Source organism: Streptomyces bottropensis ATCC 25435, from assembly GCF_000383595.1.
GTDB classification, from domain to species: domain Bacteria; phylum Actinomycetota; class Actinomycetes; order Streptomycetales; family Streptomycetaceae; genus Streptomyces; species Streptomyces bottropensis.
The window spans coordinates 5,841,946-5,868,277 of sequence record NZ_KB911581.1; the positions used below are offsets into that span (position 1 = coordinate 5,841,946).

21 protein-coding genes are annotated in these 26,332 nt (G+C 71.9%); 6 read left to right on the top strand and 15 right to left on the bottom strand.

From position 1 onward, the window contains the following. Positions 1–105 precede the first annotated feature (105 nt). From STRBO_RS0126090 to STRBO_RS0126115, 6 genes are read right to left on the bottom strand one after another with little or no spacing between them, the layout of a single operon-like run. Complete coding sequence (locus tag STRBO_RS0126090; RefSeq protein ID WP_005483957.1) at positions 106–900, bottom strand: aminotransferase class IV; 795 nt, start codon at positions 898–900, stop codon at positions 106–108. 25 nt (positions 901–925) lie between these two features. Continuing rightward, the gene (locus tag STRBO_RS0126095; RefSeq protein ID WP_005483958.1) at positions 926–2,107 is read right to left on the bottom strand and encodes an FAD-dependent monooxygenase; all 1,182 of its coding nucleotides are present in this window, start codon (positions 2,105–2,107) and stop codon (positions 926–928) included. After that, entirely contained in the window at positions 2,104–3,732 is a 1,629-nt protein-coding gene (locus STRBO_RS0126100) for a class I adenylate-forming enzyme family protein (RefSeq protein WP_005483959.1), read from the bottom strand. Before STRBO_RS0126100 ends, STRBO_RS0126095 begins: the two co-directional genes overlap by 4 nt. A gap of 4 nt (positions 3,733–3,736) precedes the next feature. After that, on the bottom strand, positions 3,737–5,323 hold the full coding sequence (locus STRBO_RS0126105) for a benzoate-CoA ligase family protein (protein WP_005483962.1): 1,587 nt from the start codon (positions 5,321–5,323) through the stop codon (positions 3,737–3,739). Continuing rightward, positions 5,320–7,440: an aminodeoxychorismate synthase component I gene (pabB, locus tag STRBO_RS0126110; protein WP_005483964.1), complete on the bottom strand. Its 2,121-nt coding sequence runs from the start codon at positions 7,438–7,440 to the stop codon at positions 5,320–5,322. Before pabB ends, STRBO_RS0126105 begins: the two co-directional genes overlap by 4 nt. 30 nt (positions 7,441–7,470) lie before the next feature. Beyond that, positions 7,471–8,112 carry an antibiotic biosynthesis monooxygenase gene (locus STRBO_RS0126115; protein ID WP_020115087.1) on the bottom strand — a complete coding sequence of 214 codons (642 nt, stop codon included), beginning with the start codon at positions 8,110–8,112 and terminating at the stop codon, positions 7,471–7,473. 176 nt (positions 8,113–8,288) lie between these two features. Between STRBO_RS0126115 and STRBO_RS0126120 the strand changes: the two genes are divergently transcribed. After that, positions 8,289–9,068 carry a DUF3050 domain-containing protein gene (locus tag STRBO_RS0126120; protein WP_028796853.1) on the top strand — a complete coding sequence of 260 codons (780 nt, stop codon included), beginning with the start codon at positions 8,289–8,291 and terminating at the stop codon, positions 9,066–9,068. Between the two features lie 125 nt (positions 9,069–9,193). Here STRBO_RS0126120 and STRBO_RS0126125 read toward each other — a convergent pair whose 3' ends face one another. Continuing rightward, the gene (locus tag STRBO_RS0126125; RefSeq protein WP_005483969.1) at positions 9,194–10,003 is read right to left on the bottom strand and encodes an SDR family NAD(P)-dependent oxidoreductase; all 810 of its coding nucleotides are present in this window, start codon (positions 10,001–10,003) and stop codon (positions 9,194–9,196) included. A gap of 79 nt (positions 10,004–10,082) precedes the next feature. Here STRBO_RS0126125 and STRBO_RS0126130 point away from each other — a divergent pair, with 79 nt between their 5' ends. Then, positions 10,083–10,682 carry a hypothetical protein gene (locus tag STRBO_RS0126130; RefSeq protein ID WP_020115088.1) on the top strand — a complete coding sequence of 200 codons (600 nt, stop codon included), beginning with the start codon at positions 10,083–10,085 and terminating at the stop codon, positions 10,680–10,682. Between the two features lie 7 nt (positions 10,683–10,689). On the opposite strand, the gene STRBO_RS0126135 is transcribed toward STRBO_RS0126130, so the two are convergent. From STRBO_RS0126135 to STRBO_RS0126145, 3 genes are all read right to left on the bottom strand, one after another. Then, positions 10,690–11,604 (bottom strand): SDR family oxidoreductase, encoded by a 915-nt coding sequence (locus tag STRBO_RS0126135; protein WP_020115089.1) that lies wholly within the window; start codon positions 11,602–11,604, stop codon positions 10,690–10,692. A 217-nt stretch (positions 11,605–11,821) separates the two neighbouring features. Then, complete coding sequence (locus STRBO_RS0126140) at positions 11,822–12,451, bottom strand: MBL fold metallo-hydrolase (protein WP_005483973.1); 630 nt, start codon at positions 12,449–12,451, stop codon at positions 11,822–11,824. Continuing rightward, entirely contained in the window at positions 12,451–13,539 is a 1,089-nt protein-coding gene (locus STRBO_RS0126145; protein WP_005483974.1) for an S-(hydroxymethyl)mycothiol dehydrogenase, read from the bottom strand. Before STRBO_RS0126145 ends, STRBO_RS0126140 begins: the two co-directional genes overlap by 1 nt. Before the next feature lie 307 nt (positions 13,540–13,846). Between STRBO_RS0126145 and STRBO_RS0126150 the strand changes: the two genes are divergently transcribed. Continuing rightward, positions 13,847–15,607, top strand: a complete 1,761-nt coding sequence (locus STRBO_RS0126150; protein ID WP_020115091.1) for an ABC transporter ATP-binding protein — start codon at positions 13,847–13,849, stop codon at positions 15,605–15,607. Positions 15,608–15,621: 14 nt separating this feature from the next. On the opposite strand, the gene STRBO_RS0126155 is transcribed toward STRBO_RS0126150, so the two are convergent. Then, positions 15,622–17,082: an aldehyde dehydrogenase family protein gene (locus STRBO_RS0126155; protein WP_005483977.1), complete on the bottom strand. Its 1,461-nt coding sequence runs from the start codon at positions 17,080–17,082 to the stop codon at positions 15,622–15,624. 183 nt (positions 17,083–17,265) lie between these two features. Then, complete coding sequence (locus STRBO_RS0126160) at positions 17,266–17,562, bottom strand: hypothetical protein (RefSeq protein ID WP_005483979.1); 297 nt, start codon at positions 17,560–17,562, stop codon at positions 17,266–17,268. 165 nt (positions 17,563–17,727) lie between these two features. On the opposite strand from STRBO_RS0126160, the gene STRBO_RS0126165 reads away from it, so the two are divergent. Together STRBO_RS0126165 and STRBO_RS0126170 are read left to right on the top strand one after the other, a co-directional pair. Beyond that, complete coding sequence (locus STRBO_RS0126165) at positions 17,728–18,093, top strand: nuclear transport factor 2 family protein (RefSeq protein WP_005483981.1); 366 nt, start codon at positions 17,728–17,730, stop codon at positions 18,091–18,093. A gap of 89 nt (positions 18,094–18,182) precedes the next feature. Beyond that, the gene (locus STRBO_RS0126170; protein ID WP_028796854.1) at positions 18,183–19,409 is read left to right on the top strand and encodes a glycosyltransferase; all 1,227 of its coding nucleotides are present in this window, start codon (positions 18,183–18,185) and stop codon (positions 19,407–19,409) included. Between the two features lie 652 nt (positions 19,410–20,061). Here STRBO_RS0126170 and STRBO_RS0126175 read toward each other — a convergent pair. After that, the gene (locus tag STRBO_RS0126175) at positions 20,062–20,724 is read right to left on the bottom strand and encodes a TetR/AcrR family transcriptional regulator (protein ID WP_005483984.1); all 663 of its coding nucleotides are present in this window, start codon (positions 20,722–20,724) and stop codon (positions 20,062–20,064) included. Positions 20,725–20,940: 216 nt separating this feature from the next. On the opposite strand from STRBO_RS0126175, the gene STRBO_RS0126180 reads away from it, so the two are divergent. Beyond that, on the top strand, positions 20,941–22,206 hold the full coding sequence (locus STRBO_RS0126180; protein WP_005483985.1) for a YncE family protein: 1,266 nt from the start codon (positions 20,941–20,943) through the stop codon (positions 22,204–22,206). On the opposite strand, the gene STRBO_RS0126185 is transcribed toward STRBO_RS0126180, so the two are convergent. Together STRBO_RS0126185 and STRBO_RS0126190 are read right to left on the bottom strand one after the other, a co-directional pair. Beyond that, on the bottom strand, positions 22,199–24,064 hold the full coding sequence (locus STRBO_RS0126185; RefSeq protein WP_037627967.1) for a cellulase family glycosylhydrolase: 1,866 nt from the start codon (positions 24,062–24,064) through the stop codon (positions 22,199–22,201). The genes STRBO_RS0126180 and STRBO_RS0126185 overlap by 8 nt on opposite strands. Positions 24,065–24,290: 226 nt before the next feature. Then, positions 24,291–26,321, bottom strand: a complete 2,031-nt coding sequence (locus tag STRBO_RS0126190; RefSeq protein ID WP_005483987.1) for an elongation factor G — start codon at positions 26,319–26,321, stop codon at positions 24,291–24,293. Positions 26,322–26,332: the final 11 nt, after the last annotated feature.

Below are 26,332 nucleotides of genomic sequence, written 5' to 3' on the forward strand. Positions count from 1 at the left end.
CCGAAGCCGCCGAGACCTTTCCGTCAGCATTTCCGAACGACTTTCAGCGCCGGGCCGAATTCCTTTCGGTCCGGCGCTTTTTTGCGCCCCTGTGTCGCTGTCGATTCAGCGATCCGGCAACTGCTCCATGAGGCTGTCCAGCCAGATCCGCCACCGCGGGGCGTGGACGGCCGGGCCCGGGGTCATCGGGCGCCCGGTCCAGGCGGCGACCGGCCGGATGCCGTGGAGGGCGTTGACGAGCCACACCTCGCGGCCCTCCAGTTCGGGCAGGAAGCGTTCGCGGTGGGCGACCCGGACACCGGTGCGGGCGGCCCGTTCCTGGACCAGGGCCTGGGTGACACCGGGGAGCAGGGGGAGGCGGGGCGGCGGCAGGCAGAGGGTGTCGTCCTCCCACCACAGGACACTGGAACTGGCCGCCTCCAGCACCAGGCCGGAGGGCGCGATGAGCACGGCGTCGTCGGCGTCGGCGCCCGCCGCCCGTCCGCGCACACGGGCCAGGGCGTCCAGGTCCGGCCCCTTGCGGCGGGGCACGGTCCGCGGGTCGGGCTGACCGGCCGCCCATACCCGCACCTCGGCCGTGAGGGCCGGCGCGGGGCGCAGCAGGAGCCGCAACTCCAGCGATCCGGCGGCGAGTTCGACCCGGGGGAACCACTCCCCCGTGCGCGGCAGGGCCCGGGTCATGTCCTGCCAGAAGTCGACGGCCTGCGCCAGGGCGGGTGCGCCGCACTCGCCGCAGGATCGCAGGAACCGTTCGCGGTGCCGGTCGAAGCCGCGCACCCGTCCGTCGCGCAGCAGCCACGAGTCCGCCACGAGGAGGCGGCCGCCGTGTGCCTGGCCGGGGACGAGGCCGTGTTCGGGTGACCAGGTCAACAGACCTTCCGCGATGGCCGGTTGTGTCACTCGGTGCTCCTGTCGGTCTTCCGGGTCAGTACTTGCGGCCCGCGACGGCCGGGGAGCCGTGCCGGGGTCCGTAGGGGGCGTGCTCCAGCCAGGCACCGCAGCGGGGCACCATGGGGGCGAGGGCGGCCGCCGCCCGCTGTTTGACGCGGACGATACGGCGCCGGGGCCGTAGGTGGTCCAGGGCCGTGCCGGCGGCGGCGCTGTTGAACAGCCCCGCCGAGCGCCGGACCTCGGCGAAGGAGTCGACCGCCGCGGGTGTGCCGTCGGCGATGGCGCGGGCGGCGGCGACCGCGTCCGCGATGCCGCTGTTCATCCCGCGCGCGCCGAACGGCGGGAAGAGATGGGCGGCCTCGCCGGCCAGCAGCACCCGGCGGTGCGGGTCGGTGAAGTCGGCGGCGACCTTGCGCAGGAAGCGGTAGGTGGACACCCACAGGACGCGCTCGTCGTACCCGTCGCCGACGACCTCCGGCAGCCAGCGCCGTACGGCCTCCTCGGTGCCGAACTCCTGTGTCGCGTCGTCGTCGCGGCACTGCAGGTCGAGCTGGAAGCCGCCGGTGAACGGCACCCGCATCACGCTGCGGCCGCCGAGCGCCGGGTGCTCGTAGTGGAAGACCCGCTCCAGGGCCAGTTCGGCGCCGGGAATGTCGGCGATGTCGGCGACGACGTGGAAGCCCTCGCCGTGGGTGCCCTCCATCGGGATGCCCAGTTCACGCCGGACGGCCGAGCGGGCGCCGTCGGCGGCCACCGCGTGGACGCCGGTCCAGGTGCGGCCGTCCTCGCCGGTGAGGCTCACCCCGTCCGGATCGGTCGTCACGGCGGTGATCCGCGCGTCCCACACGAACTCCACGCCGGCGTCCCGGCAGGCGGCGAGCAGGAAGCGCTCGGTGTCGACCTGGCGGAGGCTGGTGAAGGGCGGGGTGCCGGTGGGCGGCGGGAAGGTGCGGGCGTAGACCTCGCGGCCCCGGTACAGGGTGCGTCGGGTGTGCCAGGTCCGGCCGTACGAGGCGATCTTGCCCGCGAGTCCGGGGTGGATGCCCTCCAGAAGCTCCAGGGTCTCGCGGTGCACGAACAGGGCGCGGCTGCCGGGGCGTTCGCGGCCCTCGGGGTCGGCTTCCAGGAGGGTGACGGGGAGGTCGTGGGCGCGCAGGGCGAGAGCGGCGGTCAGGCCCACGGGGCCGGCGCCCACGACGAGGACAGGGGGTGTCATGCGCGGGCGCTCTCGGTGAGCATGCGGGTGATCTCGACCCGCTTGACCTTCCAGGTGGACGTCATCGGCAGTTCCTCGAACCGCCACTGCCGGGGCTCGGCCATGGTGGGCAGGTCGGCCGTGGCCTCGTGCCAGCGCCGCAGGTCCAGCGGGCGTTCGCCGCGCACGCACACCACGGGGACGGGCTCACGGTCGGCGCCGGGGACGATGACGACCTCGCGCAGCTCCTCCAGGCGGGACATCAAGGTGTCCTCGACCTCCAGGTTGCTGTGCACGGAGTCGATCTGGTCGATCTCGCGGTCGATGAGGTAGAGGCCGCCCCAGCGGCTCTGGTAGCCCATGTCGCCCATCTGCCACCAGCCGCTGTCGAGTTGGCGGAGGTAGCGCTCCCGGGCGCCGAGATAGGTGAGGATGCGGCCCCGGGTGCGGGCCTCGATGCGGCCGGCGGTGCCGGGGGCGACCCGGCGGCCGGCGTCGTCGGCGACCCGGACCCGGGTGAAGCCCGGGATGCCGATGCCGACCCGGCGGCCGTCGGCGCGGGCGGCGCTGCGGCGGGTGAACCACTGGAAGGCGACCGGACCCGTCTCGCTCTGCCCGTACAGCTGGATCAGCCAGGGCGAGCGCCGCCGGGAGGCGTCCAACAGCCGCTGCACGGTGCGCGGGTGGATGGCGTCGAAGGTGGAGCCGTAGGAGCGGACGCGGGACAGGGGTGCTCCGGGCGCGTCGGCCAGCTCCTCCCACAGGACGAAGGTGTTGGGGTGGGTCTCGACGATGCCGGGGCGGTGGCGCGCCAGCAGCGGACCGACGTTCGACGGTTCCGGGTCGATGATCAGGAGCAGCGGGCTGCCGAAGTGCAGCAGGACGCCGAGCAGGTGGTAGAAGCGCGAGTGCACGAACGACATGTGCAGGGCGGCGGTCTCGCCGCGCGTGGGCCAGCCCATGGCCTTCTGCGGGACGAGCCGGTTCCACATGGTGTTCGGGCAGTGCACGGCCAGCTTGGGCAGGCCGGTGGTGCCCGAGCTGTGGGTGATGAGGGAGGGGTCGCGGGGGTGGAGGCGGACGGCGGCCGGAGTCGGGGCGCCCGCGTACTTCTGCAGCGGTTCGGCGCCGGGGGCGTCGTCGACGGACAGCGTGCGCCGCACCAGGCCGGTGAGACCGACGTCCGCCAGGGGGCCTTCGAGCTTGGCCCTGTCCGTGATCAGCCAGGGCCGGTGGAGGCGTTCGAGGAGCTGTCCGACCACGGGGCCCGCGAGGCCGGGCGACAACAGGACGGGGACGGCACCGATACGGGAGACCGCACAGGTCAGCAGCACGAGGTCGACGTTGTCCGTCTTGTGGACGACCACCTCCTCGGAGGGGCGCACGCCCGCTTCCCAGAGACGGCCGGAGAGTTCGTCGACCACGTCGGCCAGCGTCGTGTAGGCGAGGTCGGTCCCGAGGTCGGGGCGGACGTCGAGGGGCCGGTCCAGGGTGACGAAGACAGGGCCGTGGCGGTCGGCGGCCTCGCGGAACATGGAGCCCAGGTAGAAGCCGCGGCCGGTGAGGGCGAGTGCGGGCTGCCGGTCGGCCTGGAGCTGGTCGCGCATGGGACTCGGCCTTTCTGCGGGGGTGCGGGTGTCGGCCATGGCGTCACCACGCCCCTTGACGGACGAGGTGGCGGCGGAGCTTGCCGGTCGCGGTGCGGGGCAGCGTGGGCACGAAGCTGACGCTGCGGGGGACCTTGAAGGCGGCGAGCCGGTCGCGGGCCATGCAGATCAGCTCGGCCTCCAGGCCCACCCCGATGGGCGGGACGGGCACGACGAAGGCCCGCAGCCTGCTGGCGCCGCGCTCGTCGGTGACCGCGGCCACGGCGACGTCCCGGACCCCGGGGTGGGTGCGCAGCAGGGCCTCCACCTCCAGCGGGGAGACGGTGATGCCCCCGACCATCTCCATGTCGTCGGCCCGGCCCAGGTGCCGGTAGGTGCCGTCGGGTTCGCGCACGGCCCGGTCCCGGGTGGCCAGCCAGCCGCCGACGAGGGTGCGTGCGGTCTCCTCGGGCCGGTTGAGGTAGCCGGGGGTCACCGTCGGGCCCCGGACCCACAGTTCGCCGGCCTCGCCGTCCGCGACCTGGGCGCCCGCGCGGTCGCGGAGTTCGACCTCGAAGCCGGGGACGGGCCGGCCGACCGTGCCGGGATGGTTGTGGTCGAAGCCGTTGGCGCAGAAGGCGTGTCCGGCCTCGGTGGAGCCGATCTGTTCGAGGACGGGGGCGCCGAGCAGTTCGGTGACCTGCTTGCCGAGTCCGGCGGGCATGCCCTCACCGGCCGACACCGCCGCGCGCACCGAGGCGAAGCATTCCTCGTGGCCGTCGGCGCGGTCGGCGACCAGGGCGGCGTACGCCGAAGGCACCGAGTACAGGAGGGTCACGCGATGCCGGGCGACGAGTTCGTCGACCGCCGCGGGGGTGGGACGGCGGTCGGCGAGGACGGCGGAGGAGCCGGAGAAGAGGGGGAAGACGAGGGCGTTGCCGAAGCCGTAGGCGAAGTACAGCCGGGAGACGGACAGGGTGACGTCGTCCGGGGTGATGCGCAGGAGCCGGCGGCCGATGAGGTCGTGGTAGGTCCTGGGGTCGCCGTGGACGTGGACGACGCCCTTGGGGCGGCCGGTGGTACCGGAGGTGTACTGGATGTACAGGGGGGTGTGGGCGTCGACGGGGTGGGCGCGCCGGGCGGGGGCGGCCGTGGCGCTCAGGGCGGTCAGCTGGTCGGACCCGAGGCGGGGCGGTGAGGTGGTGGCCCCGCGGGCCGGGTGGGGCCGGTCGCGCCCCGTCCGGGGCGCCGGGATGTAGGTGTCCAGCGCCGGCCCCGTCACCCAGAGCACCGCCTGTGTGTCCTCCGCCATGAACTGCAGTTCCGGCGGGGTGAGTTCGGGGTTGACCAGGACCGCGACCGCGCCCAGGCGGGCCAGGGCGAGGAACGTGGTGACCCAGGTGACGGAGTCGGGGAGGGCGAGCAGGACGCGGTCGCCGGGGCGGACGCCGTGCTCGGTGAGGACCGTGGCGGTGCGGGCCGCGAGGTCGTGCACCTCGCCGTGGGAGTAGGCCCGGTGGCCCTGGTGGAAGGCGGGGCGGGCTGTCCAGCCGCGGCGGTCGGCGAGGGCCGCGAGGTGCGCCGCGAGGTTGCCGGGGGCGCCCGCGTCGGCGGGGAGCCGGGTGGGCTTCGCTGTGGTCGTGATCGTCATCGCGTCGGCTCCTCGGTGACGGCCGGGGCGGAGGCGTGCTCCCGGTGGGCGCGCATCGGCGCCGCGGTCTTCAGCAGCATCTCGTCGTACTCGGCGGCCGGATCGGAGTCGAGGACGATCGCGCCGCCCGCGCCCAGATGCATACGGCCGCCCTGGAACACGGCGGTACGGATGACGATGTTGAGGTCGGCGCCGCCGCTGCACCCGAGGTAGCCGAGGGCTCCGGAGTACACGCCCCGCGCCTCGGTCTCCAGCGAGTCGATGATCTCCAGCGTGCGGAGCTTGGGGGCCCCGGTCATCGATCCGCCGGGGAAGCAGGCTCGGACGCAGTCGACGGCGTCGGTGCCCTCGCGCAGTCTGCCCTCGACGGTGGAGACCAGCTGGTGCACGGTGGCGTAGGTCTCGGTGGCCATGAGGCGGGTGACCTTCACGGACCCGGTGCGGGAGACCCGGCCGAGGTCGTTGCGGAGCAGGTCGACGATCATCAGGTTCTCGGCGCGGGTCTTGGCGTCCGCCGCCATCTCGGCGCGCAGCCGCTCGTCCTCCGCCGGGGTGGCGCCCCGGGGGGCGGTGCCCTTGATCGGCTTGGCCTCGGCGATGCCGTCGCGGGTGATCCGCAGGAAACGCTCGGGCGACGAGCCCGCGATGTCGAGGTCACCGAACCTGAGGAAGGCGGCGTACGGGGCCGGGTTGATGCGGCGCAGCACCCGGTAGAAGTCGTACGGGTCGTACGGGGCGGGTAACCGGGCGGCGTTGGTCAGACAGATCTCGTAGCTCGTGCCCGCGTTCAGCTCGGCCTTGCAGGCGTCGATGTCGGCGAGGTAGGTGGCGCGGTCGCGGACGAGCCAGGGTTCGGCGGCGCGCGGGTAGGGCGGCGTGGCCGACCGCAGGGGGACCGTGGTGTCCGAGCCGATGAAGGTCAGCTGGGCCAGTGCGGAATCGAGCCAGTCGCCGGCCTCACGGGACGCCGCCGGGGTGTCCTCGGCCAGGCAGACCGCGTAGGTGTGGCCCTCTTGGTGGTCCACCGCGATCAGCCGGTCCGCGAACAGCCAGGAGGCGTCCGGGGTCTGGGCCCGGTGCCGGTTCGGGGACCCGGTGTCGGCCTTGAGTTCGTAGCCGAAGTAGCCGACGTATCCGCCGGTGAAGTCGAAGGGCAGGCCCGTCGCGTCGACCTTGCGGCTCGCCAGCTGGCGCTTCAGGTAGTCGAAGACGCTCGCCTTGACCCTGCGGGTCGGGCGCCCCTCCCGCTCGATCTCGCACAGGCCGCTGTCGACGTCGTAGCGGACGACCTCGGCGAGCGGGCCGCTGCCGTCGCCGAAGAACGAGAACCGCGACAGGCCCTGCTCCACGCGGGAGCTGTCCAGCCAGAACGCGTGCGGCGCGTCGGCGTGCATGCGGGTGAAGGCGGCCTCGGCGTCGATCGCGCCCGCGATACGGCGGGTGTGCAGCCGGTAGGCGGGCCCCTGGGCCCGCCGGGGGCGGGGGATCGCACCGCTGAGGGAGATGACCGCGGTGTTGTTCGTACGCGGGCTGCCGGCCCGTTCCTCCGTGAGGTCACGGAAGTTGACCAGCAGACGGTGGCCGTGCTCGGTCAGGATCGACTCGGGGTGGAACTGCACGCCCCACAGCGGTCGTTCGCGGTGACGCAGCCCCATCAGGACGCCGTCCTCCGACCAGGCGGTGGCCTCCAGGGTCGGCGGCAACGGCTCGCGCACGGACAGCGAGTGGTAGCGGACGACCGTGAAGTTCTGGGGCAGCCCCCGGAACAGGTCGCGTCCGTCGTGCCGGACCGTGGACAGGTGCCCGTGGCGGGGCCACGGGGCGGGCTCCACATCGGCCCGCTCGCCCACCGCGATGCCCTGGTGGCCCAGGCACACGCCCAGCACCGGGATCCGGGCCTCGGCGATCACCCGGGCGGCGATGCCGAAGTCGCGCGGTTCCGAAGGGTGCCCGGGCCCCGGCGACACCACCACGTTGTCGAATTCCCGCAGCTCCGGGATGTCTTCGACCGCGGCGTCGTTCAGCACGACCACCGGTTCCTCGCCGTTGACCTCGGCGATCAGCTGGAACAGGTTGTACGTGTACGAATCATAATTGTCGATGAGCAGGGTCTTCACCCGCCCACCCCCCTCTGATCGTTCGCGGACCTAGGCGGTCCGTCGTTTGTGCCGGCCGCGCAGCGCCTGCAGCGGCGGATACAGCCATTTCTTCAGGAAACGCTGGAGTCTCGGCATGAGAATCCAGGTGACAATGGCGGTCACGGCCAGACACAGCAGAAGTGTACGAAAAAGCGGATTCAGGTCGTTGAGATAGGGAAGTATCAGCAGGTTGAATAAGAGTACGGGCGGGAAGACCGCACTCATGTTCACCAGCCACAGTTTCCATTTCGGGGGTGGCCCGGGAGGGCCGGCAGACGCCGGGGCCCGGGAGGTCTGGGAGTCGAACCAGGCCCTGGACCCTGCGATGCTCCGGCGCCCGGTCTCCTGCGCCAGCGCGTCGACACGGGCCGACCACTGAGCCCAGACCACGGAGTTCTCCCAGGTCCGGGCCGTATCCTCGCTGTCGAAGCGGTAGACCACATGCCAATCCGCCTCTCCGTCGACGAGTACGCCACCCCCCAGAAAACCCGGCTGCTGCGCACTCGTACGCAGCGCGGCCCACCCCCAGGAGTGGAAGTCGGCCTCGCGCCCCGGCACCACCTGGTACGCGACGGTGACGGTAACGGGATTCCTGCTCACGATGTCGAATACGAGAGGAACCAAGACCCCGTTCAAATCTTCAACGAACATTTTCAAGGTGTCCGGAACGTGCGCCTATGACTCTGTTTCAGATGCCTTGACGTCTTCTGCGAGAGGTACGCCTGGGTAACTTCCGGCAAATCCAGGAAGCGGTTGCCCGACCGGTCGGAAAAGGAGCACCATCACTCACAGGCTCGGGGGGAATTGCTGGAGACGAAGGAGAGCCGATGTCCAGGTACGACTGGGATATGAACCACGACGGAATCGACCGGGCGCGCGCCGCGATCGAACCCGTACGGAAAGAAGTCACCGCACATCCGGTCTATCGGCGCATCGACACCCGCGCCGATATGGCGGTGTTCATGGAACACCATGTCTTCGCGGTCTGGGACTTCATGTCCCTCCTGAAATCCCTCCAGCGGGACCTGACCTGTGTGGACGTCCCCTGGGTGCCACGCGGGTCCGCGGTCGGCCGACGGCTCGTCAACGACATCGTGCTGGTGGAGGAGAGCGACGAGCTGAACGGCGGGTTCACCAGCCACTTCGAGCTGTACCGGGCGGGCATGGGCGAGGCGGGCGCGGACACCTCCCGCCTCGACGCGTTCCTCGGGCTCGTCGGCGAGGGCCACGACGTGCCCGCGGCACTGCGGGTGGCCCGAGTACCCGGCCCCGCGGCCGAGTTCGTCCGCACGACCTTCGAGATCATCCGGGAAGGGCCGCTGCACTGCCGGGCCGCCGCCTTCGCGTTCTCCCGCGAGGACCTGATCCCGGACATGTTCGACCAGGTGATCAAGAAGGAGGGCACCGAGCGGTTCCCGCTGTTCTGCGACTATCTCGCGCGGCACATCGAGGTGGACGGGGAGGAGCACACGCCGATGGCGATGGCCATGGTGGCGGAGCTGTGCGGAGGGGAGGACCGGCGCTGGGAGGAGGCGGTGGAGACGGCGACGGCGGCACTGGAGGCACGCGTACGCTTCTGGGACGGGATCGTCGCGGCGATGGGGTGAGGCCGCCGAGCACGGTCGGGGACTTCCGGACGACCGAGCACGGTTGTGCACCTTTCGGACCGCCGAGCACGGCTATGCACCTTTCGGACCGCCGAGCACGTTCGGGCACCTTCGGACGGCCGCCCCTATGTCTCGTTCTCCGCCTCCCGCCATGCACGGGCCACGCGCTCGAACGACGTGTTGACGGCCAGCAGGCCGCCGTCCACGCGCAGGGTCGTACCGGTGATCCAGGCCGCGTCCCGCGAGGCGAGAAAGGCCACGGCCGCCGCGATGTCCGCCGGCTCCCCGACCCGGCCCAGGGGATAGATCTCGGCGAGGTCGTCGAGATGGGACTCCCGGCCCGCCCAGCCGGGGGTGCGGATCGTGCCGGGGGCCACCAGGTTGACGCGGACCCCGCGCGGCGCGGCGTCCCCGGCGAGGGTGCGGGTGAGCGAGACCAGGCCCGCCTTGGCGGCGCTGTAGGCGTGGTTGCCGAAGTCCTGGAGCCCGTTGACGGAGCCGATGTTGACGATCGCCCCGCGGCCGGACGCCACCAGGTGCGGCAGTGCCGCGCGCGAGCAGCGGAACGCGCTGGTCAGGGTGAGGTCGAGGTCGCGGGCCCAGGTCTCGTCCGGGGTGTTCTCGAAGAGCGGCTCGTCCTGGGTGCAACCGAAGGCGTTGTTGACCAGGACGTCGAGGGAACCGAGGACCGACACCGCGTGCGCGACCGCCGCCTCGACGGACTCCCCGTCCCCCACGTCGCACCGGTACGCCTCGACGGCCAGCCCCTGCCCCCGCAGCTCCGTCACGCTCCGCTCGGCCGCCGGCAGGTCCACGTCGGTGACCAGCACCCGGGCCCCTTCCTCGGCCAGCCGCCGGGCCGTCGCCGCGCCGATCCCCCGCGCCGCGCCCGTGATCAGAACCCCGTACCCCTCGAAGCGTTCCGTCGTACGCATATTGGCGACCGTACTGCGCCGCCGATCACCGGGACAGACGCGACGCGATCTCCGTCCCGGATCCGGATACCGTCTGCTCATGTCGACCTTCGTGCAGCAACTCCCCGCCCTGCTCGGTGTCGTGATAGGCGCGCTCGGCTCGTATCTGGTGGTGATGCGCGGCGAGCAGGTGCGGTTCCGGCGCGAGCGGGAGACCCGCTGGGAGGAGCGGCGGCTCGCGGTGTACGCCGACTGGGCACGGGCCGTGAAGCAGTCGGTCACGCTCACCTACCGGGTCGCCGCCCATCTCGGCAACGACCCGCACCCCCACCCCCTGTCGCCGGAGGAGGCCGCACCCCTCATGGCGGAGGCGACGACCGCCCGGGACCCCTCCGGTGAGGCACTGCTGCTCCTCGGCAGCCCGGAGGTGGTGGAGAGGGCCCGCGCCTGGGTCGTCACGGTGATGGGGATGGAGGAGTTCCTGCGCGCCGGGACGCGGGACCCGGGGGCCTGGCAGTCGCTGCTGGAGAGGCAGCGCGCCGGGCGGGACGCCTACTACGCCGCCGTACGCGAGGACTTGGCGCTGCCGCCCGGCCACTCGGGGCGGTGGCAACTGCGGCCCGCGTCGGCGGCGGGACTCACGGGGACCACGCCTCCCTCCGCCCCACCGTCGGCGCCGGCGCCGACGCCGCGCACCTGAGCACGGTTCAGCGGTAGCCGGCGGTGTCCGCCGGCTTGCCCGTGTCCTGGACCTCGACGACGTAGCGCCAGGCGTCGGGGCGGCTGCCGTCGAGGTCGGTGAAACCGTAGGTCCGGGCGAGGGAGCCGCTGGAGAGCGAGTCGCCGTTGAAGCGGGCGACCTCGGGGTCGGCGGCGAGGGCGGCGACGGCCCGGCCGACGTAGCGGGGCGTCTCGGAGATGGCGAAGTGGGGGACGCGGTCGAGGGCGTCGCGCCAGGTGTCCTCGGTGACGCCGAACCCGTCGAGCATCATCTCCGAGCGGAGCCAGCCCGGGGTGAGCGCGACGGCGGTGGCGCCGCGCGGGCCGAGTTCGTGGCCGAGGGCGAACGCCATGCGCAGGACGGAGGCCTTGGCGAGGTCGTAGAAGAAGGAGTTGCGGTAGTGGGCGCCGTTGTACTCGGCCGTGCCGTCGGTCATCTCCACGACCAGGCCGCCGGGGTGGCGCAGCAGCAGGGGCAGGGCGAGGTGGTTGGTGATGGCGTGGGTCTCGACGGCGAGGCGCAGGAGCCGCAGTCCGTTGTCGAGGTCGTGCTCCCACACCGGGGTGTCCCACTCGAAGAGTTTCTCACCGCCCCAGACGTCGTTGACGAGGACGTCGAGCCGCCCGCTCTCCTCGGCGATCCGGTCCACCAGGGTGCGGACCTGCGCGGGCCGGAGATGGTCGGTGGGTACGGCGATGCCGTGGCCGCCCGCCTCGGTGACCAGGTCGGCGGTGTCCTCCAGGGTTTCCGGGCGGTCGTACTCGGAGCGCCGCTCCCGCGTGGAACGGCCCGTCACGTACACCGTCGCCCCGGCCGCCCCCAGTTCCACGGCGATTCCGCGGCCCGCTCCGCGCGAGGCTCCGGCGACCAGTGCGACCTTGCCGTCCAGCGGCTTCGGCATGTCCGACCTCCTGTGTGTGGCTGCCACCTTGGAGGACACGGGGGGTTCCGGTGTCCTCGACACGAGGGTGTCGTGGAAGCCGGACATCTTGTGTCGGGTTTTCGGTGGGGCACCGAATAGCTCGGCCGTTCGGGTGAATGGGCGGCCGCGGGTTCGCTCGGGTTTCTCGCGCAGTTCCCCGCGCCCCTTGAGGGCGCGGGGTGCTGGACTCTCCTGATCAGTGGCCCCGGTTGATCCACTCCTCCAGGTGCGGGGCCTCCGCCCCGATCGTCGTCGTGTCGCCGTGGCCGGTGCGGACGACCGTGTCGGGCGGAAGGGCGAGCAGACGGTCGCGGATGGAGTCGATGATCGTCGGGAAGTGGGAGTACGAACGGCCGGTGGCGCCGGGGCCGCCGGAGAAGAGGGTGTCGCCGCTGAAGACCGTGCCGAGGCCCGGGTCGTACAGGCAGACGGCGCCGGGCGCGTGGCCGGGGGTGTGCAGGACGGTCAGGTCGGCGCCGGCGGCCTCGATGACCTGCCCGTCGGCCAGCCAGTGGTCGGGCAGCCGGTCGGGGTGGGTCTGCTTCCACAGCGGCAGGTCGTCCGGATGGAGCCAGATCGGCGCACCGGTGCGCTCGGCGAGGGCAGGGGCCGCGTCGATGTGGTCGTTGTGGGCGTGGGTGCAGATGATGGCCGCCAGTCGGCGCTCGCCCACGGCCTCGGCGATGGCGTCGGCGTCGTGGGCGGCGTCGATGACGACGACCTCGTGGTCGTCGCCGACGAGCCAGACGTTGTTGTCGACGTCCCAGGTGCCGCCGTCGAGGCTGAACCGGCCGGAGGTGACGAGGTGTTCGATGCGGGCGGCCATCAGAGCGTCACCACCGAGCGCAGGACGTCGCCGCCGTGCATCCGCTCGAAGGCCTTCTCCACGTCGTCGAGCCCGATGGTCTCGGTGACGAACGCCTCCAGGTCCAGGCGGCCCTGCAGATACAGGTTGATCAGCATGGGGAAGTCACGGTCGGGCAGGCAGTCGCCGTACCAGGAGGACTTCAGGGCGCCGCCGCGGCCGAAGACGTCGAGGAGGGGGAGTTCGAGTTTCATCTCCGGGGTGGGCACCCCGACCAGGACGACCGTGCCGGCCAGGTCGCGGGCGTAGAACGCCTGCTTGTACGTCTCCGGGCGGCCGACCGCCTCGATGACGACGTCGGCGCCGAAGCCCCCGGTCAGCTCGCGGATCGCCTCGACGGCGTCGGTGTCCTTGGAGTTGACCGTGTGGGTGGCGCCGATGCTCTTGGCGGTGGTCAGCTTCCGGTCGTCGATGTCGACGGCGATGATCTTCTCGGCGCCGGCCAGCCGGGACCCGGCGATGGCCGCGTCCCCGACACCGCCGCAGCCGATGACGGCGACGCTGTCGCCCCGGCCGACGTTGCCGGTGTTGATGGCGGCGCCGATGCCCGCCATGACGCCGCAGCCCAGCAGTCCGGCGACGGCCGGGGCGGCGGCCGGGTCGACCTTGGTGCACTGGCCGGCGGCGACGAGGGTCTTGTCCGCGAAGGCGCCGATACCGAGCGCCGGGGACAGCTCCTGGCCGGTCGAGGCGAGGGTCATCTTCTGCGTGGCGTTGTGGGTGCTGAAGCAGTACCAGGGGCGCCCGCGTCGACAGGCCCGGCAATTGCCGCACACGGCACGCCAGTTGAGGATCACGAAGTCGCCGGGGACGACGTCCGTGACACCTGCGCCGACCGACTCCACCACACCGGCGGCCTCATGGCCGAGCAGGAAGGGGAAGTCGTCGTTGATGCCGCCCTGCTTGTAGTGGAGGTCGGTGTGGCACACGCCGCACGCCTGCACCTTCACCACGGCCTCCCCCGGCCCCGGGTCGGGCACGACGATCGTCTCGATCCGCACCGGCTCGTTCCTGCCCGGTGCGATCACGCCGCGTACTTCCTGTGCCATGGTGAACCCAGCCCTTCCGTCGATCCGAGATCGGGCGGTCGCCCGCCCATGGTCACCCTACGGAGTGACCAGCCGGTACGGCCTCCGGAGGGGTTCGTGCGTCGCGCCGGACCGGCGCGCGCCACCTGGGCCGGGGAGCGTCGTCGTGCTCTGCACCGCCGGTGTGCTCGTACTCGTCGGGCGGGGGGCTCCTGTCGGTTCGGCAGCGCTCCCGTCCGGGCGTGCGGTCCGCCGGCCCGCGCCCCCGACGTAGGGTGAAGCTCCGCGCCCCGGTCCCCACTCCCCGACCGACCTGCCGAGGAGCCTCGTGAGCACCCCTGAGACCACGATCGAGCGACAGCCGCCCACCTGGCGGCTGTTGCTCGGTTATGTACGGCCCCACCGCTGGGCGCTGCTGCTGGGCGCGCTGCTGTCCCTCGTCACCGGCGCCACCGGCCTCGCGCTGCCGCTGGTGGCCCGGGAACTGATCGACGACCTCTCGCACGACCGGACCATCACCTGGGCGCTGGTCCTGATGTCCGTGCTGGTCGTCACCAACGCGGCGGTGGGCGCGGTGGGTTCGTACGTGCTGCGGCGCACCGCCGAGTCGGTGGTGCTCGGCGCGCGGCGCGCCCTGTCCTCCTATCTGCTGCGGCTGCGGATCACGGCGGTGGACCGCAGCGAGCCGGGCGACCTGATGGCGCGGATCACCTCCGACACCACGCTGCTGCGCGAGGTCACCACCGACACCCTGGTGGGCCTCGGCACCGGTGGGCTGACGCTGGTGGCGACGGTGGTGCTGATGGGGCTGGTGGACCCGGTGCTGCTGGGCGTCACCCTTGGCGTGATCGTGGGCGCGGGTGTGGTGTTCGGGGTGATCGTGCCCCGTATCAACCGGGCGAGCCGGGCCGCGCAGGACGCGGTCGGCGCGATGGGCGCCTCCCTGGAGCGGATCCTCGGCGCGCTGCGCACGGTGAAGGCGTCCGGCGCCGAGCACCGCGAGGAGGCGACGATCCACGCGGCGGCCGAGGAGTCGTGGCGGCAGAGCGTACGGGCCGCCAAGTGGTCGGCCGCCGCCGGGAACACGGCCGGGCTCGCCATGCAGATCGCCTTCATCACGGTGCTTGCGGTGGGCGGCGCCCGGGTCGCGACCGGCGCGATCGACGTGGGCACCCTGGTGGCGTTCCTGCTGTACGTCTTCTATCTGATGTCGCCGATACAGCAGGTCGTGGGCGCGATCACCCAGTACCAGACCGGTGCCGCCGCGCTCTCCCGCATCCAGGAGGCGCTGCGGCTGCCCGCCGAACCGGCCTCCGCGCCCGCTCCCCTGCCCTCCCCCGACGCCGCACCGGCCGCGCTCTCCTTCGACGAGGTCCGCTTCCGGTACGCCGACGATCTGCCGTACGTCCACCACGGGGTGACCTTCGAGGTCCCGGCGCGGGGCATGACGGCGTTCGTGGGGCCCTCGGGCGCGGGCAAGACGACGGTCTTCTCGCTCATCGAGCGGTTCTACGACCCCGAGGCCGGGCTGATCACCGTCGACGGCCGCGATGTCGCCGAGTGGGAGCTGTCCCGGCTGCGGTCCGCGATCGGTTACGTCGAGCAGGACGCGCCCGTGCTGTCCGGGAGCCTGCGCGACAACCTGCTCCTGGGCAACCCCCGCGCCGACGAGAGCGACCTCACGCGCGTGCTGAGGACGACCCGGCTGGACGGTCTGGTGGCCAAGCTGCCGCAGGGCCTGGAGACCCTGGTCGGCCACCGGGGCACCAAGCTGTCCGGCGGTGAACGCCAGCGCGTCGCCATCGCCCGCGCCCTGCTGCGCCGCCCCCGTCTGCTGCTGCTCGACGAGGCGACGAGCCAGCTGGACGCGGTGAACGAGGCCGCGCTGCGGGACACGGTCGCCGACGTGGCCCGTACGACGACGGTGCTGGTCGTGGCCCACCGGCTGTCGACGGTGACGATGGCCGACCGCATCGTGGTGATGGACGCGGGCCGGGTCCGCGCGGTCGGCACCCATCGCGAACTGGTGGCCGCCGACCCGCTGTACGCGGAGCTGGCGGCCACGCAGTTCCTCGCGACGGCCGGCTGAACGACCGGGGCCGGTCAGAAGGGGAAGTGCGCCTGCTGGGTGGCGATGGTCACCCAGCGGGTGTTGGAGAAGGCCTCGATGCCCCAGCGGCCGCCGAAGCGCCCGTAGCCGGAGGCCTTCACACCCCCGAAGGGGACCATCGGCTCGTCGGCCACCGACTGGTCGTTGACGTGGACGATGCCGGTGCGGATCCGGCGGGCGACGGTCAGGCCGTGCGTGGCACTCTCGGTGATGACGCCGCAGCTCAGGCCGTTGTCCGTGTCGTTGGCGATGGCCACGGCCTCCGCGTCGGCGGCGAACGTCTGCAGCACGCAGACCGGGCCGAAGGACTCCTGGTAGTAGAGGTCGGCGTCCTGGGGGACGTCGGTGAGCACGGTCGCCGGGTGCACCGCGCCCTCCGGCTGCCCGCCTCCGGTGAGCACCGTGGCGCCCTTGGCGACGGCGTCCTCGACCAGCGCGGCGATCCGCCGGGCGGCGTCGGCACTGACGAGCGGGCCGACCACGGTGTGCGGGTGGTTCGGGTCTCCGGCCTGGAGGGTGGCGACCTTGGCGGTGAACTTCCGCGCGAACTCCTCGGCCAGCGACTCGTGGACGAGGATCCGGTCGCCGGACATGCAGATCTGTCCGGCGTTCATGAAGACGCTGAAGGTGACGGCGTCGACGGCGTAGTCCACGTCGGCGTCCTCGAGCACGATGACGGCGTTCTTGCCGCCCAGCTCCAGTACGGCGGGCTTGAGGTGCTTCGCCGCGTGCGTGCCGATGATGCGGCCGACGCCGGTGGAGCCGGTGAAGTTCACCGCGCGCACCCGCTCGTCGGAGATCAGCGCCTCGGCGATCTCCGCGGCGTCCTCGGGCGCGTTGGTGACGACGTTGAGCACGCCGTCGGGCAGCCCGGCCTCCCGGAGCACGTCCGCGACCAGCAGCCCGCAGGCGATGGGCGCGTCCTCGCTGGGCTTGACGACGACGGTGTTGCCGGCGGCCAGCGGTGCCGCCACGGCCCGTACGCCGAGGATGACCGGCGCGTTCCACGGCGCGAACGCGGCCACCACGCCCAGGGGTTCGCGCACCGCGAGACTCAGCGCACCCTCCTTCTGGGTGGCGAGCACCTCGCCGCGCGGAGCGGTGATCGCGGCCGCCGCCTCGCGCAGGATGTTCGCCGCGAGCGCCACGTTGAAGTAGGCCCAGGGGCGGGTGCCGCCGGCCTCGCGCGCCATGATGTCGGCGACCTGGTCGCCCCGGCCCTCCAGCAGGTCGGCGGCCTTGAGGAAGATCGCCCGCCGGGCGAAGGGGGCGAGCGCGGCCCATTCCTCGAACGCGGCGTCGGCGGCGTCCACGGCCCGGGTCACGTCCTCCGGCCCGGCCGCCGCGACCGTCGCGTACACCTCCCCCGTGTACGGGTCGAGGTCTTCGGCGGTGCGGCCGGACGTGGCGGGCACGTCCTTGCCGCCGATCAGAAGGTCACGGGTCAAGGCCATGGTGCGGCTTCCTCGGGGTACGTATCGACGACGGTACGTGATCGAGCATGAGCGCTCGCGAACGATCGTAGTGCGAATTTCAATTACGTTACTGTTCCGTGATGCTCTGCCCGGTTCCCGGGGATGTCAAGAGCCCCACCACGCTGATCGCGGCGGGGCTCTCGCTCTGTTCGACCGGCTGCGCTACTGGACGGCGCCCAGCAGGCCGAGGGCGGGCGCGGCGAGGTCGGTGACCTGGTGCAGCTCGTTCAGCCGGTTCAGCTCGTGGACCTGGTTGAGGCCGGCGAGCTGCTGCGAGGGACGCGGAAGGCTTCGCTTCTGCTCCTCGGGGAGGTCGCCGACGGCGAGCGAGTCCAGCGTGGAGATCGGGCTGAAGCGGGTCGCGTCCGCCGTCGCGTCCGCGTTCGCCATCGGTGCGGCCAGGCCCGTGACACCCACGGCGAGACCCACGGCGGCGACGATGCGTCGAGTTGAGATCATGCCCTCAGCAACGCTCTCCGGCCCCGGTCGGTCACGGCCGCTCACCCGTGAGGCGCACGTCCGCCTCCGCACTTGCCGGGCGCCGCTCGGCGGAGGAGCCTGGCAGGAGAGGCCCTGAGCGGCCCGCTGCCCCCTGCCGGGCCCGGCCTTCTGAGGAGGTCAGCCATGGGCACCTCGACGAGCCCCGCCTTCGATGTCGAAGCGCTGCGCCGGGGCACGGAGGAAGCGGACGCGGCGACACTGACGTCGCTCTACGCGGACGACGCCGAGATGCGCGTCGTGGACCGCAACACCCAGCCCAGCCATCCCAAGGTGCTGCACGGCCGGGACGAGATCGCCGCGATGTACGACGACGTCTGCAGCCGGGAGATGACGCACAAGATCGAGCAGTGCCTCGTCCAGGGTGATCAGGTCGCCGTCACGGAGTCCTGCGAATACCCCGACGGGGCGCGGGTCTGGGCCAGTTCGATGATCTCCCTGCGCGACGGCAAGATCATCGACCACACCCTGCTTCAGGCCTGGGACGAGTAGCCCGGACCGTGCTGGCGGTTTCGGACAGCGGCTATTTCGGGTCATCGCGGTGCGGCGACGCCATACTGTCGGGCGTGCGTGTTGCGATCATGACGGCGGGTTCCCGGGGTGACGTGGCCCCGTACACCGGGCTGGGGCACGGGCTGGCGCGGGCCGGGCACGAGGTCACGCTGGTGACGCACGCCCGGTTCGAGCCGCTGGTGGCGGGCTCGGGGGTCGCCTTCCACGCCCTTCCCGTGGATCCCCGGGCGGAGCTGGAGTCGGAGCGCGGACGGGGACTGCACCGGAGTTCCACCGGGGCCGGGAAGCTGTACCGGGCGGCGGAGATGGCCCGGAGGCTGGTCGGGCGGATGGCCGGTGATCTGGAGGCCGCCGCCCGTGCCAGTGAGGTTCTGCTGCTGGCCGGCACGGTCGCGCCGCTCGGCCACGCCATCGCCCGGGGACTGTCGGTCCCGAGCCTGGGCGTCAATCTGCAACCCCTCGCGCCGACACGGGAGTTCGCCCCGCCGATGACCGGGGTCCGGTCCTGGGGCCCGGTCGGCAACCGGGTGGCCGGGCACGCGGTGAACGCGGCCGTCGAGTGGATCTTCACGGAGGAGGTGCGGCGGCTGCGTACCGAGTACGGGCTCCCGCGCACCGGCCCGGTGGCCTCGCGCCGGGCCCGCAAGCGGCAGGGCCGACCGGTCTTCCACGGCTTCAGCCCCCGGGTGGTGCCCCGCCCCGGCGACTGGCGGGCCGGGCACGACGTCACCGGCTACTGGTGGCCGTACGACCGCGAGGACCGGCTGCCGGGGCCATTGCTGGACTTCCTCGACGCCGGGCCGCCCCCGGTCTTCGTGGGCCTGGGCAGCGCGACCGTGCCGGATCCGGAGCGGATGAGCGGCGAGGTCGTACGGGCCCTGCGGGCGGCGGGGCTGCGCGGGGTGATCCAGCGGGGCTGGGGTGAACTGCGGGGCGAGGGCGAGGACATGTTCACGGTGGGCGAGGTGCCGCACTCCCTGCTCTTCCCGAGGATGGCCGCCGTCGTCCACCACGCGGGCGCGGGCACCACGGCGGCGGGTCTGCGTGCCGGGGTCCCGGCGGTGCCGGTGCCCGTCCAGTTCGACGAGGCCTTCTGGGCCGCCCGCCTCGTCGCCCTCGGCGTGTCGCCCACGGCCGTACCCCTGCGCGGCTTCACCCCCGCCGCACTGGCGTCCGCCCTGCGCCGCGCGACCACCGACCCGTCGTACGGCCACCGCGCCCGGACACTGGCCGGGGAACTGCGCGGGGAGGACGGGGTGCGACCGGTCCTGACGGCCCTGGACCGACTCTCCTGACGCCGGACCTTCGCACTCCTCTCCCACACGCGGGCCTCGGGCTCCTCTCCCACACGCGGGCCTCGGGCTCCTCTCCCACACGCGGGCCTCGGGCTCGGCCGCCGGCCACCTCCTGGTCGCCGGCCACCGACCGGGACCCTTCCCGATCGTCGACCTCCGCCTGGTTCACCTCCGACTGGTTCACCTCCGACTGGTTCACCTCCGGGTCGCCGACCTCCGGCCCGGCCTCGCCCCGCCGCCACGGTTTCGGCTCCCCGATCGCTCGGCCGCACCTTCCGGGCCACTGCGGACTCAACCTGCCCCCATTCACCGGCCTCCGCTCCAGCCGTCCCCCGGTTGTGCACGGGTTCGCAGTCACCACCCGTCGGGCCGGCTCCTCCTCGGTCAACGTCCCTCGGCGCCCCGCCTTGCCGGTTCCACCCTCCCGGCCGGCACCTTCCTTCCTCGCCGACCCCGCTCACCGGCCCCGGCCCCCGGACCAGCCATCCCCGGTTCACCGCTCGGGCCTCCCGCCCACCGGCGTCCGGTGCGTCCTCGCCGGGTCCCGCACGCGGGTTCGGACCGACCGCCCCGGCTCACCCCGCCCTCGGGCGCCGCCCGTGCGGTGCGGCCCTTGCCCGCACCCGGCCGCAGCCTCCGCCCCGGCTCCGGTTCAGTCCGTCTGTGGGCTCCACCCCATCGGACGCAGGATCCCGAGCAGCAGGCCGACCAGTTCGTCGACCACCTCGTCGAGGGGGGCGTCGACGAAGCCTGCCTGCCAGTCGTGGAGGAGGCCGTTGACGCTGCCGATGAAGGCCGTGGCGGCGATGCGGTAGTCGCGGTGCGCGGCCTCGCCGCGTTCGGCGGCCGCGGTGGCCTCGGCGCAGATGAAGTCGACCCAGCGGGAGCGGCGTTCGAGGCGCTGGCGCTCCAGGCGAGGGCTGACGCCGATGATCTCGGTGAAGGTGATCCGCAGTCGGCGCGGGTCACCGGTGACGTTCGCGGCGTAGGCGCGGAACGCGGCGGTGGCGCGCTCGGCGATCGACTCGCCCTGTGCCGCCGCGAGACCGGTGAGCGCGGCCTCCTCGGCCCAGTCGTTGACCCGGAGGTGGAGGGCGGCCAGCACATCCTCCAGGGTGTGGAACTCCTCGTAGAACTGGCGGGTCGACAGTCCGGCGGCCTCGCTCAGACCCGCGATCGTGGTCGCACGGAAGCCGGGGGTGTCGCCGAACATCCGAAGACCCGCGTCGAGGAACCGGTCCCGGCGCTCGGCCCGGCGCTCCGCCGCGGACCTGCCCCCGTACCGGCCGGTGGGCTGTTTGAGCCTGCCCGCCACGCTGCTCCTCCCGACGAAACGCCACTCGCTGCGACGGCCGGGTTCGGCCGTCGGCTGATTTTGTCGTGTCTTTGGTCTTGTGGTGAAGCGGGGCCGTTCCTTACTTTCCAGTAAGTCCATTTGAACGCTGCCGTATTCAGACTTCCCGTAGCCGCTTCCGACCTTCACGGTCCCCGAGCCGCCTTGTCATGCCCTGAGCAAGCAGGAGGAACCGATATGCCCCTCTCCCCCACCCCCCGCCGCCGGAGGACCCGGCATGTCGGTGCCGCCGTAGCCGCGCTCGCGCTCACCGCCACCGCCGTGGCGACCGCCGGCCCCGCGAATGCCGCGGCCGACCTGCGGGAGGTGATGTTCGTGGGCAACAACTGGGAGGGCACCGCGGACGTCATCAAGGCCTCCGGCGACTTCGCCAAGATCGGCCGGATCAACGTCATCCCCGACAAGGCCGCCCGGATGGCGGAGATCAACGCCGATCCGATCCGGTGGATCGCCTACATGACGATCCGCAACAGCGTGGGCGAGGGCCACGACCAGTACGTCGACGACATGTACTCCACGCCCGACGGCTCCTCCATGGTCGTCTCCCGCCCGAGCTTCGCCGACGTGGTCTCCATCAACGTCAGGACCGGCGCCATCAACTGGCGCTTCCCGGTGTCGGGTTACCGCTCCGACCACATGGCGGTCTCCGCCGACGGCAAGCGCGTGGCGGTGTCGGCGTCGACCGGCAACACCGTGCACGTGCTGGACATCGTCACCGGCAAGCAGCTCGGCTCGTTCAAGACCGGCGACAAGCCGCACGAGAACATCTTCACCAAGGACGGCAAGTACATCTGGAACATGGCGATCGGGGACGTCAACACCCAGAGCGACGCACCCTGGCTGGACTGGACGAAGGGCGACCGCAAGATCACGGTCGCCGACGCGAACACCTTCCAGCAGGTCAAGGTGATCGACATGCGCGCGCGGCTCGACGCCATCGGGCTGCGCGACTACTCGGACGCGGTCCGTCCCGCCGCGTTCTCGCCCGACGAGACGAAGCTGTACTTCCAGGTGTCGTTCTTCAACGGCTTCTTCGAGTACGACATCGCCACCGACAAGATCACCCGCACCAAGACCCTGCCGAAGTCCCCGGGCGTCAGCGACGACCGTACGACCTTCGTCAACGACTCGCGCCACCACGGCCTCACGATGAAGCCGGACGGCACGAAGCTGTGCATCGCCGGCACGATGGACGACTACGCGGTCGTCGTGGACCGCGCGACCTTCCAGGAGGGCCCGCTCGTCCCCGTCTCCAAGCCGTACTGGTCGACCGTCAGCGGTGACGGCAAGTCCTGTGTGGTCTCCGAGAGCGGCGCCGACCAGGTCACGGCCATCGACTTCGCCACCGGGAAGAAGACCGTGTCCGTCGCAGTCGGCGACCACCCCCAGCGGGTGCGCGTGGCACAGGTGCCCGCCGACTGGACCGGACCCTCGGCTAACTGAACCTGGCGGTCAGCCAGTTCGACAGCTCCGTCCGTGCCGCGCCCAGTTGCGCGGCGGACGGGGCTGTCGCGCCGTTGGTGACCAGGGCGTAGTGGAGCTTGCCCGTGTCGGCGGCGGTCAGCAGCAGACGGCGGCTGCCGGTGCCGCCCGGCTCCTTCGCGGCGGCGACCGGCGTGGACGTGGTGTACGCCGGCGGCGCCGCCGTCACCCCGAGGTCGGACACCACCGTGGTGGACGCGGTGGGGAAGGACGCCGGCAGGTGCAGCTCGGTCGGCTCCGTACTGCCGTCCGAGCGCCAGACCAGCAGGGAGTACTGTCCGGAGCCGACGAGCGAGGAGACGTTCGGCATCGAGCCGGGCACCGGGTTCCACGTCAGGGTCGTGGAACCGTCCCGCGAGCGGTCCTCGTAGGTGAAGGCGACCGTGCTGCCCGCCGTGGCGCTCGGGTAGATCCGGTCCAGCATCCGGGCGTCCTGGCGGAGCACGGCCGTACCGGAGTCGTCGAGACGTACGGCGGAGAGGTCCTCACCGTTCCAGCCGTCGGCCTCGGCCTGCACCTTGTCGGGGTTGTCGTTCATCAGCTCGTGGTGGCGGCCCCAGTAGATGTCCCACTGCCACTGGGAGCCGGAGAGGACCGGGCCGGAGGAGGCCGGTTTCGACCACCAGTCGACGCCCTTCACCCGGGAGTCCAGCGCCTGGTACATGGCCTTGTAGACCGTGGGCGCCTTGTCGGAGACCGAGCCGCTGAGCGGGTGTCCGAACTCGCTGATGATCGCCGTGGTGCCGCCGGCGGTGGCCCGGTCACGCACCGTCCCGAAGTCGTTCACGTACTGGCCGTTCTCCGCCTTGCCCCACATGAAGATGCCGGAGATCGCCTTCTGGTCGTAGAAGTGGGTGTTGAAGACGTAGCGCGGTCCGATGGTGCCCGCGTCGAGGAGTCCGCCCTCCTGCTTCTGGAAGTCGATGTTGGCGTTCCAGAAGAGGTTCGGCTCGACGAAGGCCGGCTTGGCCTGCCAGCCCGCCGCGTCCATCCGGGAGCGGAACTTGACGTAGAACGGCCACAGGACGTCCTTCTCCCACGTCCTGCTGGTCTGCCCCGAGTCGAGGACGCCGGGATGGGGCTCGTTCCACGGGTCGAAGCCGACGACGCCCTGGAACTGGGCGGACGTGAGGTTGGACTTCACGTACGCCATCGTCTTCTGCGCGGTGTCCAGGAAGGAGTCCTGGACACCGTAGGTGTTGTGCCAGAAGTCGTACGTCGACTTCGTCACCGCGGCGTTGGAGGTGATGTTCTGGCCCCAGAACGGGCAGATCCCGCAGTACTCGTCGGGGTAGTTGCCGAGGTCCACGGCCCACTTGGGGGCGCCGTCGCCGGTGTACCAGCTGTCGGAGTCGAACAGCCAGCGGGAGTACAGGTCCTGGTGGAAGTCGGGATAGACCCTGATCCCCGCGTCCAGGAACGCGCCCATCTGCGCGGTGGCCGCCGCGAGGTAGGAGGTGCTCACCTGCCCGCGCACCGGCTCCGCGTACGCCCAGGAGAGCAGGAAGCGGACGGAGTTGCCGCCGCCCAGCGCCCGGAGCGCGGTCGCCGACTTCCTCGCGTCGGCGACCGAGGCGAAGGGCAGACCGTTGTTCTCCTTGAGTTTCGTCTCACCCGAGACGTTGTAACCGCGCAGGACGACCTCGCGGCCGAGTCCGTCCTTGAAGCGGCCGCCCTCGACGGTGAGGGTGGCCGCGGCCTGCGAGTCGAACCAGAGATCATCAGTGAGAGCGGAGGCGGGCTGGGTGGGGCCCGCCGTGGTCAGGAAGCCGGTGACGAGTACCAGGACACCGAGCAGACGAGTGCGCAATCTTGACATGTCCGCCACATTCGACATGTGCACTACCGTCCCAATGGTCAGGCGGGCCGTCAATAGCAACTGACGCACGAGTAAGTACCCGTTTTCGCAAGACAGTTCACCATCCACGGCCGATTCTTTGCCCTGTGCGACCCGGTGGGCCCTTGCGCGCCCGCGCGAGGACCCGATAAAGACCCCCTAGCCGCTCCTGCCCCAGGAATCCCGCGCGCCCCTCCCGCGCCGCCGCTCAGACACCCGTCCGGCGGGTCAGGTGCAGCAGGTACTCCTTGCGGTCGAGGGGATTGAGGTCGGTACGCGGCCGGGAGGGAACGGCCGCGCAGTCGACGGGCGCGTAGTGGTCGAACGCCGTCTCCAGCTCACCCTCCCCGTTGGTCGGTCCGGGCAGCCGCTGCTCCAGGGCGTGCACCCGGGCGGCGGGCACCAGCCCCTCCAGCCGTACGGCCGCCCCGCTCGTCCGGGTATCCCGGGGCACGGCACGCAGCGCGGCGAGCACCGGCAGCACCGCGCCCAGGGTGTCCGCCGGGGCGTCGATGCGGAAGCGGTGCATCGGCTCGTGGACGCGGGTACCGGCCCGCCGCAGGGCGTCCGTCAGCACCAGCGGGGTCAGCCCGCGGAAGTCCGCGCCCGTGCTCGACATGCTCTTGTCGAAGCCCTGGTGGGCGTGGCTCTGCCGGGGCGAGTAACCGGAGTGCGTCATCGTGACCGTGCAGTCGGGGACCCGCCAGCCGTGCAGCCCCTGCTCCAGCGTCTCCCGGACGGTGTCCTCGACGGCCTTGAAGAAGGCGTACGGCATGGACCCCAGCTCCACCTCCAGCCGGAAGGCGACCCCGGAGCCGGCCGGCGCCGGTTCCACCCGCAGCCCGACCGTCGCGAGGAACGGGTTGCCGTCCTTCTTGTCGAACTCGACGGCCGCGCCGACCCCGGCGAGACGCTCGACGCAGAGGGTCGTCGTCTCGCGGAAGGTGACGTCGAGGCCGTACTCGTCGGCGAGCGTCGCCTGCACCACCTCCTTCTGCACCTCCCCGTACAGCGACACCGAGATCTCCCGCCGGAGTTCGTCGTGGCGCAGGCCGATCAGCGGGTCCTGCTCGGCGAGTTGGGTGAGGGCGAGGTGCAGGGCGGCGCCGTCCTCCGCGCGGGCGGGGAGGACGACCGTTTCGAGGGTGGGCGGGGCGAAGTGGTGCCCGTAGGCCGTCGCCCGGTCCCGGGGCACGCCGACGGTGTCGCCGATCCGGATGTCGGCGAGGCCCCACAGCCGTGCGATCCGGCCCGCGGACACGGCTGCCGCGCGCACGTCCGCGCCGCCTTCGAAGACGCTGATCGCGGTGACCTTGCCTTCGCGGGCGCCGTCACGGAAGGCCAGTCGGTCGCGGATGCGTACGGTTCCGTCGAACATCCGCACATAGGCGATCTTCTCGCCCGCCGGGCCGCGCTCGACCTTGAAGACGGTGCCCGAGGGTGGGGCGGCCGCTTCCCCGTCTCCGCCGCCCGCCGTGTCGTCTCCCTGGTCCGCGTCGGTCGAGGGCAGCAACTCCCGGATGCCGTCGACGAGTTCGGTGATCCCCGATCCTGTGATCGCCGAGCCGTGGAACACCGGGTGGACCTGGGCCCCGCCGGTCCGGGCGGCGAGGGCCGCGCGCAGTCGGGCCTCGGGGACGGCCGTCTCGTCGTCGACGTAGGCGGCGAGCAGGTCGTCGTCGTACTCGGCGAGGAGTTCGAGGAGCCGGGGCGGGAGAGGGTCGTAGGGGAGGAAGTGGGCCTCGGGTGTGCCGAGTCCGGCGACCTCGCCCATGGGAACGATCGCCGGGGTGAGGCGTGCCGCGATGCTCTCCAGCAGGTCCTGGTGGCGCGCGCCCCGGCGGTCGATCTTGTTGACGAAGATCAGCGTGGGGATGCGCAGGCGTCGCAGGGTGCGCATCAGGACCCGGGTCTGCGCCTGGACCCCTTCGACGGCCGAGACGACGAGGACGGCGCCGTCAAGGACGTCGAGGACGCGTTCCACCTCGGCGATGAAGTCGGGGTGGCCGGGGGTGTCGATGAGGTTGACGGTGAGATCGTCGATCGCGAACGAGACGACGGCGGCCTTGATGGTGATGCCGCGTCGCCGTTCCAGGGCGAGGGTGTCCGTGCGGGTGCTGCCCTCGTCGACGCTGCCGATCTCGTCGATGACTCCGACGGTGTGCAGCAGGCGTTCGGTCAGGCTGGTCTTACCTGCGTCGACGTGCGCGAGGATGCCGAGGTTGAGCGTGCGTGACAAGCGTCATGTCC

Bases quoted from the DNA above. Each gene is read 5' to 3' on its own strand.
- STRBO_RS0126180 (WP_005483985.1), top strand. From the start codon at position 20,941: ATGCCCCTCTCCCCCACCCCCCGCCGCCGGAGGACCCGGCATGTCGGT.
- STRBO_RS0126135 (WP_020115089.1), bottom strand. From the start codon at position 11,604: ATGCCGAAGCCGCTGGACGGCAAGGTCGCACTGGTCGCCGGAGCCTCG.
- STRBO_RS0126185 (WP_037627967.1), bottom strand. From the start codon at position 24,064: ATGTCAAGATTGCGCACTCGTCTGCTCGGTGTCCTGGTACTCGTCACC.
- STRBO_RS0126125 (WP_005483969.1), bottom strand. From the start codon at position 10,003: ATGCGTACGACGGAACGCTTCGAGGGGTACGGGGTTCTGATCACGGGC.
- STRBO_RS0126140 (WP_005483973.1), bottom strand. From the start codon at position 12,451: ATGGCCGCCCGCATCGAACACCTCGTCACCTCCGGCCGGTTCAGCCTC.
- STRBO_RS0126115 (WP_020115087.1), bottom strand. From the start codon at position 8,112: ATGTTCGTTGAAGATTTGAACGGGGTCTTGGTTCCTCTCGTATTCGAC.
- STRBO_RS0126170 (WP_028796854.1), top strand. From the start codon at position 18,183: ATGACGGCGGGTTCCCGGGGTGACGTGGCCCCGTACACCGGGCTGGGG.
- STRBO_RS0126155 (WP_005483977.1), bottom strand. From the start codon at position 17,082: ATGGCCTTGACCCGTGACCTTCTGATCGGCGGCAAGGACGTGCCCGCC.
- STRBO_RS0126160 (WP_005483979.1), bottom strand. From the start codon at position 17,562: ATGATCTCAACTCGACGCATCGTCGCCGCCGTGGGTCTCGCCGTGGGT.
- STRBO_RS0126165 (WP_005483981.1), top strand. From the start codon at position 17,728: ATGGGCACCTCGACGAGCCCCGCCTTCGATGTCGAAGCGCTGCGCCGG.
- STRBO_RS0126120 (WP_028796853.1), top strand. From the start codon at position 8,289: ATGTCCAGGTACGACTGGGATATGAACCACGACGGAATCGACCGGGCG.
- STRBO_RS0126095 (WP_005483958.1), bottom strand. From the start codon at position 2,107: ATGACACCCCCTGTCCTCGTCGTGGGCGCCGGCCCCGTGGGCCTGACC.
- STRBO_RS0126100 (WP_005483959.1), bottom strand. From the start codon at position 3,732: ATGGCCGACACCCGCACCCCCGCAGAAAGGCCGAGTCCCATGCGCGAC.
- STRBO_RS0126145 (WP_005483974.1), bottom strand. From the start codon at position 13,539: ATGGCACAGGAAGTACGCGGCGTGATCGCACCGGGCAGGAACGAGCCG.
- STRBO_RS0126105 (WP_005483962.1), bottom strand. From the start codon at position 5,323: ATGACGATCACGACCACAGCGAAGCCCACCCGGCTCCCCGCCGACGCG.
- STRBO_RS0126130 (WP_020115088.1), top strand. From the start codon at position 10,083: ATGTCGACCTTCGTGCAGCAACTCCCCGCCCTGCTCGGTGTCGTGATA.